Origin of the sequence: Sphingopyxis sp. (assembly GCF_035565275.1) — a bacterium.
In the GTDB taxonomy this organism is placed as follows: Bacteria; Pseudomonadota; Alphaproteobacteria; order Sphingomonadales; family Sphingomonadaceae; genus Sphingopyxis.
In genome coordinates, this window is record NZ_DATMST010000127.1 from 1 (window position 1) to 13,859 (window position 13,859).

17 protein-coding genes are annotated in these 13,859 nt (G+C 64.6%); 8 read left to right on the forward strand and 9 right to left on the reverse strand.

Annotated features, from left to right (window positions below; genetic code table 11):
- A partial coding sequence (locus tag VN047_RS08400) for a sensor histidine kinase (protein WP_325541669.1) occupies positions 1-1,263 on the forward strand: 1,263 nt, incomplete at its 5' end.
- A gap of 143 nt (positions 1,264-1,406) precedes the next feature.
- On the forward strand, positions 1,407-2,213 hold the full coding sequence (locus VN047_RS08405) for a hypothetical protein (protein WP_325541671.1): 807 nt from the start codon (positions 1,407-1,409) through the stop codon (positions 2,211-2,213).
- Between the two features lie 83 nt (positions 2,214-2,296).
- Here the strand turns inward: VN047_RS08405 and VN047_RS08410 are convergent, their stop codons facing one another.
- Positions 2,297-3,127 carry an alpha/beta hydrolase gene (locus VN047_RS08410; RefSeq protein WP_325541673.1) on the reverse strand — a complete coding sequence of 277 codons (831 nt, stop codon included), beginning with the start codon at positions 3,125-3,127 and terminating at the stop codon, positions 2,297-2,299.
- Between the two features lie 124 nt (positions 3,128-3,251).
- Positions 3,252-3,716, reverse strand: a complete 465-nt coding sequence (locus tag VN047_RS08415) for an Lrp/AsnC family transcriptional regulator (protein WP_325541675.1) — start codon at positions 3,714-3,716, stop codon at positions 3,252-3,254.
- A 124-nt stretch (positions 3,717-3,840) separates the two neighbouring features.
- Here VN047_RS08415 and VN047_RS08420 point away from each other — a divergent pair, with 124 nt between their 5' ends.
- Together VN047_RS08420 and VN047_RS08425 are read left to right on the forward strand one after the other, a co-directional pair.
- Entirely contained in the window at positions 3,841-4,893 is a 1,053-nt protein-coding gene (locus tag VN047_RS08420; protein WP_325541676.1) for a Leu/Phe/Val dehydrogenase, read from the forward strand.
- A 13-nt stretch (positions 4,894-4,906) separates the two neighbouring features.
- Positions 4,907-5,143 carry a hypothetical protein gene (locus VN047_RS08425; protein WP_325541677.1) on the forward strand — a complete coding sequence of 79 codons (237 nt, stop codon included), beginning with the start codon at positions 4,907-4,909 and terminating at the stop codon, positions 5,141-5,143.
- A 110-nt stretch (positions 5,144-5,253) separates the two neighbouring features.
- Here the strand turns inward: VN047_RS08425 and VN047_RS08430 are convergent, their stop codons facing one another.
- The gene (locus VN047_RS08430) at positions 5,254-5,589 is read right to left on the reverse strand and encodes a hypothetical protein (protein WP_325541679.1); all 336 of its coding nucleotides are present in this window, start codon (positions 5,587-5,589) and stop codon (positions 5,254-5,256) included.
- An 83-nt stretch (positions 5,590-5,672) separates the two neighbouring features.
- Here VN047_RS08430 and VN047_RS08435 point away from each other — a divergent pair, with 83 nt between their 5' ends.
- Both VN047_RS08435 and VN047_RS08440 read left to right on the forward strand, forming a co-directional pair.
- Positions 5,673-6,599 carry a LysR family transcriptional regulator gene (locus tag VN047_RS08435; protein WP_325541681.1) on the forward strand — a complete coding sequence of 309 codons (927 nt, stop codon included), beginning with the start codon at positions 5,673-5,675 and terminating at the stop codon, positions 6,597-6,599.
- 124 nt (positions 6,600-6,723) lie between these two features.
- Positions 6,724-7,491, forward strand: coding sequence for a sulfite exporter TauE/SafE family protein (locus tag VN047_RS08440; RefSeq protein ID WP_325541683.1), 768 nt, complete (start codon positions 6,724-6,726; stop codon positions 7,489-7,491).
- Positions 7,492-7,512: 21 nt separating this feature from the next.
- On the opposite strand, the gene VN047_RS08445 is transcribed toward VN047_RS08440, so the two are convergent.
- Positions 7,513-8,064 (reverse strand): hypothetical protein, encoded by a 552-nt coding sequence (locus tag VN047_RS08445; RefSeq protein ID WP_325541685.1) that lies wholly within the window; start codon positions 8,062-8,064, stop codon positions 7,513-7,515.
- A gap of 190 nt (positions 8,065-8,254) precedes the next feature.
- Here VN047_RS08445 and VN047_RS08450 point away from each other — a divergent pair, with 190 nt between their 5' ends.
- A complete protein-coding gene (locus VN047_RS08450; RefSeq protein ID WP_325541687.1) occupies positions 8,255-9,391 on the forward strand; it encodes a beta-ketoacyl-ACP synthase III in 1,137 nt (378 codons plus the stop codon).
- On the opposite strand, the gene VN047_RS08455 is transcribed toward VN047_RS08450, so the two are convergent.
- Genes VN047_RS08455 through hisB form a run of 5 tightly spaced genes read right to left on the reverse strand, consistent with a single transcriptional unit; the run spans position 9,388 to position 13,255 of the window.
- On the reverse strand, positions 9,388-10,470 hold the full coding sequence (locus VN047_RS08455) for an ionic transporter y4hA (RefSeq protein ID WP_325541689.1): 1,083 nt from the start codon (positions 10,468-10,470) through the stop codon (positions 9,388-9,390). The two genes, VN047_RS08450 and VN047_RS08455, sit on opposite strands and share 4 nt — an antisense overlap.
- A gap of 48 nt (positions 10,471-10,518) precedes the next feature.
- Entirely contained in the window at positions 10,519-11,283 is a 765-nt protein-coding gene (gene hisF, locus VN047_RS08460; protein WP_325541691.1) for an imidazole glycerol phosphate synthase subunit HisF, read from the reverse strand.
- Positions 11,280-12,014, reverse strand: a complete 735-nt coding sequence (hisA, locus tag VN047_RS08465; protein ID WP_325541693.1) for a 1-(5-phosphoribosyl)-5-[(5-phosphoribosylamino)methylideneamino]imidazole-4-carboxamide isomerase — start codon at positions 12,012-12,014, stop codon at positions 11,280-11,282. The genes hisF and hisA overlap by 4 nt, the downstream gene beginning before the upstream one ends.
- A complete protein-coding gene (gene hisH, locus VN047_RS08470; protein WP_325541695.1) occupies positions 12,002-12,658 on the reverse strand; it encodes an imidazole glycerol phosphate synthase subunit HisH in 657 nt (218 codons plus the stop codon). Before hisH ends, hisA begins: the two co-directional genes overlap by 13 nt.
- 9 nt (positions 12,659-12,667) lie before the next feature.
- A complete protein-coding gene (gene hisB / locus VN047_RS08475; protein ID WP_325541697.1) occupies positions 12,668-13,255 on the reverse strand; it encodes an imidazoleglycerol-phosphate dehydratase HisB in 588 nt (195 codons plus the stop codon).
- An 87-nt stretch (positions 13,256-13,342) separates the two neighbouring features.
- On the opposite strand from hisB, the gene VN047_RS08480 reads away from it, so the two are divergent.
- Positions 13,343-13,825: an SspB family protein gene (locus tag VN047_RS08480; RefSeq protein WP_037516578.1), complete on the forward strand. Its 483-nt coding sequence runs from the start codon at positions 13,343-13,345 to the stop codon at positions 13,823-13,825.
- Positions 13,826-13,859 lie beyond the last annotated feature (34 nt).

Consider the following 13,859-nt stretch of genomic DNA (forward strand, 5'->3'; position numbering starts at 1 on the left):
GTCGCGGGGCTCCTTGCGGCCGGCGGCGGCGCACTTGCCCTTTCGGGCAGGCCGGTCCTCGGGCTGATTGCATGGATGCTCGCGGCGGCAACCTTGATCGCGCTCGTTCGCGCCGCGCGCCGCGCCGAAGGTGCGATGCGCGAATTCGTCGACCAGCTTGCGGGTGGCGTCGCCGATCGCCCCGCATCGCCTCCGGCTGCCTTTGCCGACCTCGACGCCGCAATGTCGCGCGCGCTCGAAGCAATGCACGTGCGCGAAACGCGGCACGCCGCGAAAAGCGAGGCTGACGGGGCGCTTCTCGACACCGTTCCGGCCGCATTGTTCGTGACCGACATCGCCGGCCGTCTCCTCCGCTATAATCGCGCCGCGAGGGCGCTGGCATCGACAGCGCCCATGCGCTTCGCCGATCATCCGGCCTTCGCTTCCAGCGACGCCGCCGCGCTGCTCGCGCATGGCCCCGTGGCGGGCCGGATGCTTCGCCTCGCCGATGGCCGTATCGCACACGCGTCGGTCTCGCTCTTCTCTCTGGCGGATGGATCGCAGCGGCGGCTGATCGCGGTGCAAACCGTGTCCGAAGGGCTCGGCGCGGTCGAGGCCGACGCCTGGCATCGGCTGAGCCGCGTGCTCGCGCACGAGATGATGAATTCGCTGAGCCCGGTGATCTCGCTCGCCGAAAGTCTGGTGGCACTCGCGCACGCCCCCTCTGCCGATCCCGATCGCCGCGAGACCGCAGCGGCCGCGGCGACCATAGCGAGGCGCGCACAACATTTGATGGGCTTCGTCGAACGCTACCGGCAATGGCTCGCGATTCCCGAGCCCGCACAGGCGCCGGTCGATCTGGCGGAATTCGCCGAGGATATGGCCGCGATCGGGCGCGGCTTCGATCCACGGGTCGATGTTCGGGTGCGCACCGAATCGTCGGGCATCACCGCCTTGATCGACCGCGAACTGATCGAACAGGCACTGGTGAACCTGCTCAAAAATGCTGTGGAGGCAGCCAGCGAATGCACGCAGCCCGCAGTGGATCTCAGTTACGAGGTCAGCGCCGGCATCCTTCGATTCGCGGTCGAAGACAATGGCGTGGGGCTCGGGGACGAAGCGGAAGATATTTTTCTCCCGTTCTACACGACCAAAACCAACGGCGCGGGCATCGGCCTCGCCATTGCCCGGCAAATCGCCGCCGCACACGGCGGAAGCCTGACGGCGGATCGAATGACTCAGGGAAGCAAATTCTCGCTGAGCCTTCCCGGTCAGGACGTTTAGATCGACGCAGGTCGCTGCTGCTCGCCGCTCGATCGCGAACGGGATTGCCCAGCGACGGCGCATACCCGAACCCGGTAACGACCGAGCGCACTTGTCAAAGTTCCGGCGCCCCACTATCCCCCGCGCAAGTAGCCCCGGGCACCTTGACCAGCGGACGCCGCCACCAAAGATTGCTTAAGCTGAGCCCTGTTCCAGCCACTCCCTACGTCGAACAGCTCAACATCGGAGTGGGGCGCCGCACGCTTGCCATAAGCCTGGCCGTGCTGATCGCGGGGCTCATGCTGCTCATGCTGCTCTCCTGGGGCTCCGAAAAGCCGCCCGGCAACAAGGAAGAGCACATCAGCGTGGTGAGCCTCGAGGCCACCAGGACTTCAGAAAAAGCGCCCGAACCGGACAGCCGGAAACAGGAGCAGGCCAAGCAGCCGCCGCCAACCGCAGAGGAACCGCGGCCGTCCGAACCGGCCGAACCGACGCCCGAGCGACCCGCTGAACCGATGCCCCCGCCAACCATACCCGCACGCGGAGATCCTCAGCCGTCGCCGGCCAGTCCCAAGAGCCCGCCCCGCCCACCGGGCGGGCAGGTTTACGGACCGCCCGACAATAGCCGCACGTCATCATCCTCTCGCGACACCGAGCGCGTTGGAACGGCTCCCAATGGCGAGCCGCTCTACGCGGCCGCCTGGTATCGCGAGCCGAGCGATGGCGAACTGCGCGGCTATTTGTCCACCGCCAGCGGGCCCGGCTGGGGGCTGATTGCCTGCCGCACGGTGCCGGATTACCGGGTCGAGGATTGCGTCGCGCTCGACGAATATCCGAATGGATCGCAGATCAATCGCGCGGTGCTCGCCGCAGCCTGGCAGTTCAGGGTGCGGCCGCCGCGTCTCGGGGGGCAATCCATGGTGGGCGCCTGGGTCCGGATCAGAATCGATTACGGCGTCCGGCGGCGTTGATCGCGGCATGCCGATAATCCGGTACGCTGTTTAACGGCGCAAATGCGGCGGGGATCACCAATGGCGTCCCCGCCGCGCGTAAATCAACTCTCGATAAATGCAAGCAGGTCGGGATTGATAACCTCGGGATGGGTCGTGCACATACCGTGCGGCAGGCCTTCATAGCTTTTGAGCGTACCGTTCCTGAGCAGCTTGACCGAAAGCGGCGCCGAATCGGCATAGGGCACGATCTGGTCGTCGGTGCCGTGCATCACGAGCACCGGCACATCGATCGCCTTCAGGTCGTCGGTGAAATCGGTCTCGGAAAAGGCCTTGATGCAGTCATAATGCGCTTTCGCACCGCCCATCATGCCCTGACGCCACCAATTGTCGATCGTCGCCTCCGAAATCTGCGCCCCCGGCCGGTTGAAGCCATAGAAGGGGCCCGCGGCAAGGTCGTGGAAGAATTGCGACCGGTTGGCGTTCTGCGATGCGCGCAGGCCGTCGAAAACCTCGATCGGCAACCCGCCCGGATTGGCGTCGGATTTCACCATCACCGGCGGCACCGCACCGATGATCACGGCTTTGGCAACCCGGCCCGGTCTGGCGCGCGCCACATAATGGACGACTTCGCCGCCACCGGTCGAATGCCCGACGTGGATCGCGCCCTTGAGGTCGAGCGCATCGGCGAGCTCGATCACGTCGGAGGCATAGGTGTCCATCTCGTTGCCCGTCCAAGTCTGGGTAGAGCGACCATGGCCTCGCCGGTCGTGCGCGATGACGCGATATCCCTTTTCGAGGAAGAACATCATCTGGTTGTCCCAGTCGTCGCCCGAAAGCGGCCAGCCGTGATGGAAAACGATCGGCGTCGCGGTCTTGGGACCCCAGTCCTTGTAGAAGATTTCGGTTCCGTCGGCGGTTTTGATGAAGCTCATGTCCGTGCCTCCATGTCTTGGGCGAGAGGATTCGCCTGTCTGGCGGCCCCAGTTTCGGCGACTGACGGGGTGACGGGAATCATCCTTTAGTCTAGCTGCGCCTGTCCGGCCGCCAGCACCTCGCTCACCCGAGCGGCAATTCGGTCGTCGCCTTGATTTCCGACAAGGCGACGGTCGAGTTGATTTCCTGTACCCCCGGCAATTTGCTCAGCTGGTCGAAAAAGAAACGCTCATAGGCGTCGATGTCCTTCGCGACGATCCGCAGCATGAAATCGGTCGTCCCCATCAGGACGTAGGCGTCGAGAACTTCGGGAAAGCCGCGAATTGCTTCGCTGAATTCGTCGAGATTGGCGCGGCCATGGGCGTTGAGCTTCACCTGCGCGAAGACATGCGCGTTGAGCCCCACCTTGCGCCGGTCGATGATCGCAACGCGCTTGCGGATGAAACCCTCGCGTTCGAGTCGGTCGATCCGCCGCCAGCAGGGCGACACCGACAAGCCCACACGTTCGGCTATCTCGGCCGTCGTTTGATTCGCATCGCGCTGCAGTTCGCGGAGAATTTTCATCTCGAATGGATCAATGTCGGTCATTTCATCCTCATATGGCAAAAATCCAGAATACATAATCCTCAAACAGCACTGCAAACCCGAATTGCGAACAAGATTGTCCCCGGGTTCGATGCGATCATTCTCTCCTGTCCAAAGGAGTGAGTTTATGGTCGTCCGCCTTGCCCGCCTGGCCCCGCCGCTCGAATGCGTGCGCCTCTATGACCTCGAAGCGGGGCTCGACGGCTTCATTGCGATTCACTCGACGGCGCTCGGCCCGGGCGCCGGCGGCTGCCGCCTGTGGTCCTATCCCGACATGCGCCACGCGCTGGGCGATGCGATGCGGCTGGCCGAGGGGATGAGCTACAAGAACGCCCTCGCCGGGCTGCCGTTCGGTGGCGCGAAGGCGGTGCTGCGGCGCCCCGAGGGCGAATTCGACCGGGTGGCGTTATTCCGCGCGTTCGGGCGTGCCGTCGAGGGCCTCGGCGGGCTTTATGTCACGGCCGAAGATGTCGGCACGTCGGTCGAGGATATGCAGGAGGTCGCGAGCGTCTCGCGTCATGTCGCCGGCCTGCCGTCGGCGGAGGGCCGTGCCGGCGGCGACCCGTCGCCGTGGACCGCGAAAGGCGTGTTCGAATCGATGCGGGTCGCCGCCGAATTCGCCTTGGGCCGCGATCTCGCCGGGCTGACGGTAGCGGTCCAGGGGACAGGCAATGTCGGTGCCGACCTTTGCCGCCGCCTCGCCGACGCAGGCGCGCGTCTCGTGATCGCCGACCCCAGCCCGGCGCGGCGCGACCGGCTGAAAGCCGTGCTCGGCGCCGAGGTGGTCGAGGTCGATGCGATCGCGTCGGTTGAGGCCGATATTTTCGCACCGTGCGCGCTGGGCGGCGCGCTCGATCGCGACAGTGTCGGAAAACTGAAGGCGAAACTCGTCTGCGGCGCGGCGAACAACCAGCTCGCGAGCCCCGAGGTCGCAGCGCTGCTGCTCGATCACGGTATCGCCTATGCACCCGACTATGTCGTCAACGCGGGCGGCATCATCAGCGTTTCGGCCGAATATCTCGGTGAAGACGAGGCGGACGTCGAAAGTCGCGTCGCCGCGATCGGCCCACGCGTCGCCGCACTGCTCGAACGAGCCGCACGCGAGGGGCGCTCGCCTGCGATCGTCGCCGACGAAATGGCCGAAGAGGTCATCGCGGGCGCCGAACGGGTCGCGGCTTAGTCGGGGCCCGCCCATGCATCGGTTCCGGATCGACGCGATCCTCGACCCTCACTCGCTTCCCCGCGTTACCGGCTTTTTCGCGCAGCGCGCGATCATGCCGTCGGCGATGCGAATGCAGGTCGAACACGGGCGTATGTGCATCGAGGTGGCCGTCGACGGCCTCGGCGACGCACAAGCCGCGATCATCGCGGCAAAACTGCACGAGGCGGTGACCGTGATCGGAGCCGGGATTGTCGAGATGGCGGCGTAGAACCCGCATCGCGATAAATAAGAGGGGCGGCCCTTTCAGGTGCCGCCCCAGTTATGTGGATCCGTCGGGGAGAGGGAGAGGACGGTCCGGAGATCAGGTGTCAGTTTGTCTTAGCGCGAAGCCATTCGGCTTTCGGTTTCGACTTCGGCGACGCCGGCGATCTTCAGCGCGGCGCGGAACTGCTTGGCGGCGGCGCGTTCGTTGCCCGCTTCGCACAGCTTCTTGCCGGTCGAAACGAAGCGCTTGGCGCTCGTCTGCTTGCCGCCTTCGGCGCCGCTCGCGGCGACATGCGCCTGTTCGGCGAGGCCCGAGCAGCGATAATCGCTACCCGACTGGGCGTAGGCCGGGGTTGCCGTGGCCATCAGGCCGGTGAACGCGAGCGCCGAGGCGGCGACGATTGCAAATGCCGCAGGAAAGCGGCGGAATGAGGAGAGCTGATAGGCCATGGGAGAGGTTCCTTTCGTTTCGTTGTGCAACCTTTATAGGTGCGCTTGCGCACTTAGATAATCCTCTATAATCTGCAAGTGCCTTGAAGCAGGATTTAACAATCCCCCATGGGGCGCTCGACGGGATCGAAGCTTTCCTGCGCGTCGCGGAAAGGCGGAGCTTTTCCGCCGCCGCCGCCGACCTCGGCGTCTCCCCCTCAGCGATCAGCCAGACCGTGAAGGCGCTCGAAGCACGCGTCGGCGCGCCGCTGTTCATGCGCACGACACGCAGCGTCGGACTGACGCAGGCGGGCGAAATGTTTCTCGAGCGCGCAGCCCCCGCCTATTCGGGCCTCACCGATGCCTATGAAGCGGCGCGCAATCTCGGCAACCGGCCCGCCGGACGCCTGCGAGTCAACCTGATGCGCGGCGCAGTCCAGCCCTTGTTCGAGCCGATCATCGCGGGTTTCTGCGAAACCTATCCGGAGATCGAACTGGAAATCTATGCCGACGACGCCCTCTCCGACCTCAGCGCGGGCGGCTTCGACGCCGGGGTCCGGATGGGCGAATCTCTCGATGCCGATGTCATCGCGGTTCGCCTGACCGGCCCCTTCCGCTTCGTCGCCGCTGCGTCGCCGGCCTATCTGGACCGCCACGGGCGCCCCGAAACGCCCGAAGAGTTGCGCGACCACCGCTGCATCCGTTTCCGCCTCTCGACCGGCGCGCTGATGCCGTGGACGTTCGAAAAGGGAAATCGCGAATTCGACGTCGCCGTCACCGGGCCGGTGATCGTCAACGACTGGATCGCGGCAATCGTCGCGATGCGATCGGGAGTCGCGATGGGCATGATGGCCGAACCGATGGCGAAGTCGCTGGTCGCGTCGGGCGATCTCGAACTGGTCCTTGCCGACTATGCATCGGCGACGTCAGGCCTCTTTCTCTATTATCCCAGCCGCAAGCAGGTAATGCCCAAGCTGCGCGCGTTCATCGATTATGTCCGCGATTATCTGCCCGACGACGTCACGGGCTGACCTGTTTTCCGCGGGTTCGGCTGGACGCAGAAACAAATCCCTTTGCCGCGAGCAGAAAAATTGGGCTGGCGCGTCGCGGTGAATCCCGGCAGCAGGTTGTCAATCAAAAGGGTTGGGATGAAACATGATTGATCTTGCGGCTATCGATTTTACCGCGCTCCTGCCGTTCATCCTCATCGGTTTTGCCGCGCAGCTGGTCGACGGCGCGCTCGGCATGGCGTTCGGCGTCATCTGTAACACGTTGCTCGTGGCCGTTCTGGGCGTGCCACCGGCAACCGCGTCGGCGCGTATCCATGTTGTGGAAATCTTCACGACCGGCGCATCGGGGCTGAGCCATCTGTTCCACCGGAACATCGACTGGCCGCTGTTTTTCCGGCTGCTCATACCTGGCGTGATCGGCGGCGTGCTCGGCGCCTATGTCCTCTCGTCGCTGCATGCCGACGTCGTAAAGCCCTTCGTTCTTGGCTATCTGGTGCTGATCGGCGTGTGGCTGCTTGTTCGCGGTCTTCTCTATCCTCCCAAAATCGCAAAGCCCAAGATCGTCGCGCCCCTCGCGGTCGTCGGCGGCTTTCTCGATGCCGCGGGCGGCGGCGGCTGGGGCCCCGTCGTGACCTCGAACCTGCTCGTCCAGGGCGGCGAACCGCGCAAGGTGGTCGGCACGGTCAACAGCGTCGAATTCTTCCTCGCCGTCGCAGTCTCGATCGCTTTCATCGCGAACCTCGGCATCAACGAGATATTGGGCCCGACGCTCGGCCTGATCATCGGCGGTGTGGCGGCGGCCCCGCTCGGCGCGATGATGGCCAAACGCTTCTCGCCCAAGGTTATGCTCGTGATGGTCGGCGTCGTGCTGACCGCGACCAGCGCCTTTGGCCTCTATCGTGCGTTGATCTGACTTTTACCCGCCAAACAGAAGCTAGTTAGCCGGCCGGGTCTCGTCGATCTTGTCGACCCATTCGGGATAGAAACTCGGCTCGCGCGCCGACCAGCCGGGCGCCGTCGCGGCTGCTTCGCTGATCGACTGCAACAGCGCCTTGCGCTTGTCGGGATGAAGGTGCGGCAGCGACGCTGCGGCGCAAAAGGCACCGGGCAGCCACGGCCGTACATGCGCACCGAGCAGGCGCTCGTAGAGGAAGCGATAAGGCGCAAAGGCGTGCAGCCGGTCCTGCCCGAGGTCGAATGCCGACACCGCGATCAGCGGCGCCATGAAATGTTCGAGCGCGTCGAGACCGCTGTCGTCGGGGATATGTTCGCGGATGTCGCCGAGCCGCTGGTATACGCGCGCCTGAACGCGGATCGCGGTTTCCTCGACCATGTCTCGCGACCAGCGCGCGATCGCGTCATCGCGTTCGAGCCCGATGTCGAGCGAGCGACGGATATAACGCTGGGTCGCCGCGGGAAAGCCCGCGAATTCCCTGATTTCAGAGAGGGACAAGTCGCCTGCGGCCGGTCCTGAACGCGTCGCCATGGTCATGCTCCCGCTCGGCACCCGGGGAGCCATCCCCCCGGAGGCCTGCATTGGACAGTCTGCCATTCAAATGGTTAGTGGCAGGTTAACCATGATGTCGGCGATCGTTCAGCCGTTTGTGGGCGTTGCGCGGCGCGGCGACCGGGCCTAATCAACGTGTCTTGAAACGATAAGACACACGAGAGCCATCATGCCGCACACACCGCAGCCGGTCCTTTCCGCAACCGGCCTTTTCACCCCCGCCGAACGCATCTCCAACGAAGAACTTGTCGCGAGTTTTAACCGGTATGTTGCGATGCACAACAGAAAAAATGCAGAGGCGATTGCGGCCGGCGATATAGCAGAACTCGCTGAATCGAGCGTCGAATTTATCGAAAAGGCCAGCGGTATCGGATCGCGCTTCGTGGTCGACAAGGCAGGCATCCTCGACCCTGAACATATGGCGCCGCGGATCGCCGAACGCAGCAACGACGAACTGTCGATCCTCGCCGAAATCGGCGTCGCGGCGGCGAAGGACGCGCTCGCACGCGCCGGTCGCGAGGCAGGCGACGTCGACGCCGTCCTGTGCGCCGCGTCGAACATGCAGCGCCCCTATCCGGCGATGGCGGTCGAGATTCAGGACGCGCTCGGCATCGAGGGGTTCGGCTTCGACATGAACGTCGCCTGCTCGTCGGCGACCTTCGGCATCCAGACCGCCGCCGACTATATCCGCGCCGGCCATGCGAAAAGCGTGCTCGTCGTGAATCCCGAGATTTGCTCGGGGCATCTCAACTGGCGCGACCGCGACAGCCATTTCATCTTCGGCGACGTCGCGACCGCGATCCTCGTCGAGGACAAGGCCATTGCCCCCGCGGGCCATTGGGACATTCTCGGCACCAAGCTCAAAACGCAATTCTCGAACAACATCCGCAACAACTTCGGTTTCCTCAACCGCGGCCAGGGCGGGATCGACCAGTCAGGACCGAAGAGCGACAAGCTGTTCGTCCAAGAAGGCCGCAAGGTGTTCAAGGAAGTCGTGCCGTGGGTTGCCAACCTGATCGTCGAGCAAATGGAAATATTGAACCTTGAAGGCAGCGACATGCGCCGGCTGTGGCTGCATCAGGCGAACACCAACATGAACCGCCTGATCGCGCAGCGCGTGCTGGGGCATGAGGCAAGCGACGACGAGAGCCCGACGGTGCTCGACACCTATGGCAATACTTCGAGCGCCGGGTCGATCATCGCCTTCCATCTCCACCATGAAGACATGGTCGCAGGCGACACCGGACTGATCTGCTCGTTCGGCGCGGGCTATTCGGCGGGAACGGTGTTCGTCCGCAAGACCTAGGGAACAAAGGTCGTGAACAGATAGATTGCGAATAGCATCAGGTGGATCACGCCCTGCAGCACGGTCGTGCGCCCGTTCGCGAGCGTCTGCACCGATACGATCAGCGACAGGAAGAGCAGCACGGTCGATTTTGCATCGAGGCCAAGGCTGATCGGCATGTCGGCGACAATTGACAGGATCGCCACAGCCGGAATCGTGAGGCCGATCGTCGCAAGCGCCGAGCCCAGCGCGAGATTCAGGCTGGTCTGGAGCCGGTCGGCCTTTGCCGCGCGCACGGCGGCGAGGCCTTCGGGCGCGAGGATCAGCGCCGCGATCAACACGCCGAGCACCGCCGGCGGCGCGCCCCAGTCGGCGAGTAGCGCGCCCATGACGGGCGACAGGTTTTTGGCGAGCAGGACGACCGCGACGAGGCTCGCGAGCAGCAATGCGCCCGAAATCGTGGTGCGCTGCACACTCGGCGGCGTGGCGTGGGCATCGGGCTCGTCATGCTCGTCGCCATCGGGCAGAAAATAATCGCGGTGCCGCACCGTCTGGACCAGCGCGAAGGTCGCATAGAGGATCAGCGACACCACCGCGACGAAACCGAGCTGGGTCGCCGAATAGAAAGGCCCCGGTACGCTCGACGTGAAATTGGGGAGCACGAGCGTGACGATGGTGAGTACAGTCAGCGTCGCGAGCGCCGCGCCGATCCCCGTACGCTGGAAGCGCTGTTCATGATGGCGGATACTGCCAGCGAGCAGGCAGAGGCCCATCAACAGGTTCAGAATCACCATCACGGCCGCAAACACCGTGTCGCGCGCCAGCGTCAGCGCCTTTTCAGGTTCGGCCTGCATCAGCGTCAGGATCAGCCCGACCTCGATCACCGTTACCGCAAGCGCAAGAATGAGCGTACCGAACGGCTCGCCGACGCGGTGCGCGATGACCTCGGCATGGTGCACCGCCGCAACGACCGCCCCTGCGAGGATGATCGCGACCAGCCAGGCGTTGAGCGGCATCGCGAGGCTCGCCATCGCGGCGACGAAACCGAGGATCGGAAAGATGTCGTTGGTACGGTCGGCGAGGCGGAGTTTCGATGTCATGGGGCCCTATTGCAGCCCCCTCCCGGCATGACCACCCTTCGGCGAAAATTAATGCGCGCGAACAGGTAATCCCGCGGCTGCGAGCCGCGCATGCGCCTCGGCAACGGTTGCTTCGCCAAAATGAAAGATGCTTGCGGCAAGCACCGCGCTCGCACCGCCCTCGATCACGCCGGCGACCAGATGATCGAGGTTGCCGACCCCGCCGCTCGCGATCACCGGAACGCTGACCGCATCGGCGATCGCGCGGGTGAGCGTCAGGTCGTAACCATCTTTCGTGCCGTCGCGGTCCATCGAGGTGACGAGCAATTCGCCCGCGCCGAGTTCGGCGAGACGAACGGCATGTTCAAGTGCGTTGATCCCGGTCGGCTTGCGGCCGCCGTGGGTGAAAATTTCCCAGCGGCCATCCTCGACGCGGCGCGCGTCGATGCTGCCGACCGCGCACTGGCTGCCGAAACGGTCGGCGATATCGGCGACAAGTTCTGGGCGCGCGACCGCAGCGCTGTTCACCGCAACCTTGTCGGCACCCGCGAGCAGCAGCGCGCGCGCATCGTCGGCGCTGCGCACCCCCCCGCCGACGGTGAGCGGCATGAAGCAGACTTCGGCGGTACGGCTCACCATCTCGAGCAAGGTGCCGCGCCCCTGATGGCTGGCGCTGATGTCGAGGAAGCAGAGCTCGTCGGCGCCCGCGGCGTCATAGACGCGTGCGACTTCGACGGGATCGCCCGCATCGCGCAGGTCGACGAAGTTCACGCCCTTGACGACCCGACCGTCGGCGACGTCGAGGCAGGGAATGACGCGGACGCGGACCGTCATGCCGCCCCTGCCGCAATCGCTTCGGCGAGATCGAGCCGGCCGTCGTAGAGTGCACGGCCGGTGATGACGCCTTCGATGCCGTTTGCGACATGTGGGCGCAGCGCATGGATGTCGCCCAGGTCGGCGACGCCGCCAGATGCGATCACGGGAATGGCGACCGCCTGCGCGAGCGCCACCGTCGCCTCGACATTACAGCCCTTGAGTAGCCCGTCGCGGCCGACGTCCGTGAACAGCAGCGCCGCGACGCCGGCATCCTCGAAGCGCCGCGCGAGATCCTCGACGCGAACGTCGGAGACATCGGCCCACCCTTCGGTCGCGACCATGCCGTCGCGGGCATCGACCCCGACGACGATCCGGCCAGGCAGGTCGCGCGCGGCGGATTTCACGAATTCGGGGTCTTTCAGCGCTGCGGTGCCGATGATAACCCGCTCGACGCCGAGCGCCAGCCAACGGTCCACGCCAGCGCGGCCGCGAATCCCGCCGCCGACCTGAACCTTGCCCGGAAAGGCCGCGATAATGCTCTCGACCGCTGCGCCATTGACGCTCGCGCCCGCAAAGGCGCCATCGAGATCGACCACGTGAAGGTGCGAGGCGCCCGCGTCGGCGAACAGCCGCGCCTGCGCCGCGGGATCGTCACCATAAACGGTCGCGCGCGTCATATCCCCCTCGGCGAGCCGCACCACCTGCCCGCCCTTGAGGTCGATCGCGGGGAAGATGGTCAGGGCTGCCATGCGAGAAATCTTTCCAGGGTCGCGAGGCCATAGGCCTGGCTCTTTTCGGGGTGGAACTGGACGCCGAGGATGTTGTCGCGGCCCACCGCCGCGGCGAACATCACGCTATGGTCGCTCATGGCCAATATCTCGCTCCGCTGGGCCGCTTCGAAATAATAGCCATGAAGAAAATACGCTTCGCCCAGCGCAAGGATCGGATGGCATTCGCTGGTCTGTTCCTCGACCGCCAGTTTTCCCGATTTCCCGTCGAATGGGACAACGTCATTCCAGCCCATATGCGGAAAGCGATATCCGAAGCCTTCTTCGAAACGGCGCACCGTCCCGCCGATCCAGCCGAGCCCCTTGTGCGTACCGTGCTCCTCGCCCGTGTCGGCGAGCAACTGCATACCCACGCAGATGCCTAGGAAGGGCGCGCCCTCGCGGCGCACGCGCTGCTCCATCGCACTCACCAGCCCGTCGATCGCCGACAGCCCGTTCATGCAGGCGGCGAACGCGCCCACGCCCGGCAGCACAATCCGGTCGGCCTTAGCAACCACATCGGGATCGGCGGTGACGGCGACATTCTCCGCGCCCGCCGCGACGAGCGCATTATGCACCGAGCGAAGATTGCCCGCGCCATAGTCGATCAGGGCAACAACACTCATCGGACAGCCCTAGAGGACCCCCTTGGTCGACGGGATGGCGTCACCCTTGCGCGGATCGATTTCGACCGCCTGCCGCAGTGCGCGCGCAAGCGCCTTGTACATGCTTTCGGCGATATGATGGTTGTTCTCGCCATAGAGCATTTCGATGTGCAGCGTGATGCCGGCGGTCTGCGCGAAGCTGTGGAACCAGTGCGGGAACATCTCGGTGTCCATCTCGCCAAGCCGGGGCTGCGAGAAGCTGGACTTGTAGACGCAGTGCGGGCGCCCCGAAATGTCGAGCACGCAGCGCGTCAGCGTTTCGTCCATCGGCGCATGCGCCTCGCCGTAACGCGCGATACCGCGCTTGTCGCCGAGCGCCTTTGCCACGGCCTCGCCGAGCGCGAGCGCGCTGTCCTCGACCGTGTGATGCTGGTCGATATGAAGGTCGCCCTTCACGGCCATCGAAATGTCGATCAACGAATGGCGCGACAATTGCTCGACCATATGGTCGAGGAAACCGATGCCGGTGGACACCGAATATTCGCCCGTTCCGTCGAGATTGACGGCGATCGCGATATCCGTTTCCTTGGTCGTGCGCTGGACGGTGGCGGTTCGCATGGGATGCCCCATAGCAGCGACTTTTCGCGTTGCAAGGCCGCTCTCCCCCCTTGACCCGCACGCGGCGCGCGTTCATCCCCTCGCCCCATGAGTGACGATGTACGCGACAGCCTGATTCCCTATGACGAAATCGTGCAGGATGCGCTGCGCGCCGTGGTCGGCCGCGTGCTTAGCCAGATCGTCGGCTATGACAGCCTGCCCGGCGAACATCATTTCTATATCACCTTCAAGACGCAGGCCGTCGGGGTCGATATCCCGGCGCATCTGATCGCCAAATTTCCCGACGAAATGACGATCGTGCTGCAGAACCGCTTCTGGGACCTGAAGGTCGAGGATGATCATTTCAGCGTCGGCCTGTCGTTCAACCAGACGCCGTCGATCCTGACCATTCCTTATGCCGCGATCACCGCCTTCGTCGACCCGTCGGTCGATTTCGGGCTGCAGTTCCAGGTCAGCGACGACGACGAAACCCAGCCCGAGCCGCATGACGAGGCCGACAACGACCGTCCCGAGGTTACGACCGAGGATGGATCGAACGTCGTGACGGTGGACTTCGGCAAGAAGAGATAAGGCCGTGGCACCGCCATGGCCTCCCAGCCGTTTC

What these genes read in the sequence shown, in the direction of transcription:
- VN047_RS08410 (WP_325541673.1), bottom strand. Translation starts at nt 3,127, where the DNA reads ATGAGCTTCATCAAAACCGCCGACGGAACCGAAATCTTCTACAAGGAC.
- VN047_RS08415 (WP_325541675.1), bottom strand. Translation starts at nt 3,716, where the DNA reads ATGACCGACATTGATCCATTCGAGATGAAAATTCTCCGCGAACTGCAG.
- VN047_RS08420 (WP_325541676.1), top strand. Translation starts at nt 3,841, where the DNA reads ATGGTCGTCCGCCTTGCCCGCCTGGCCCCGCCGCTCGAATGCGTGCGC.
- VN047_RS08425 (WP_325541677.1), top strand. Translation starts at nt 4,907, where the DNA reads ATGCATCGGTTCCGGATCGACGCGATCCTCGACCCTCACTCGCTTCCC.
- VN047_RS08430 (WP_325541679.1), bottom strand. Translation starts at nt 5,589, where the DNA reads ATGGCCTATCAGCTCTCCTCATTCCGCCGCTTTCCTGCGGCATTTGCA.
- VN047_RS08440 (WP_325541683.1), top strand. Translation starts at nt 6,724, where the DNA reads ATGATTGATCTTGCGGCTATCGATTTTACCGCGCTCCTGCCGTTCATC.
- VN047_RS08445 (WP_325541685.1), bottom strand. Translation starts at nt 8,064, where the DNA reads ATGGCGACGCGTTCAGGACCGGCCGCAGGCGACTTGTCCCTCTCTGAA.
- VN047_RS08450 (WP_325541687.1), top strand. Translation starts at nt 8,255, where the DNA reads ATGCCGCACACACCGCAGCCGGTCCTTTCCGCAACCGGCCTTTTCACC.
- VN047_RS08455 (WP_325541689.1), bottom strand. Translation starts at nt 10,470, where the DNA reads ATGACATCGAAACTCCGCCTCGCCGACCGTACCAACGACATCTTTCCG.
- hisF (WP_325541691.1), bottom strand. Translation starts at nt 11,283, where the DNA reads ATGACGGTCCGCGTCCGCGTCATTCCCTGCCTCGACGTCGCCGACGGT.
- hisA (WP_325541693.1), bottom strand. Translation starts at nt 12,014, where the DNA reads ATGGCAGCCCTGACCATCTTCCCCGCGATCGACCTCAAGGGCGGGCAG.
- hisH (WP_325541695.1), bottom strand. Translation starts at nt 12,658, where the DNA reads ATGAGTGTTGTTGCCCTGATCGACTATGGCGCGGGCAATCTTCGCTCG.
- hisB (WP_325541697.1), bottom strand. Translation starts at nt 13,255, where the DNA reads ATGCGAACCGCCACCGTCCAGCGCACGACCAAGGAAACGGATATCGCG.
- VN047_RS08480 (WP_037516578.1), top strand. Translation starts at nt 13,343, where the DNA reads ATGAGTGACGATGTACGCGACAGCCTGATTCCCTATGACGAAATCGTG.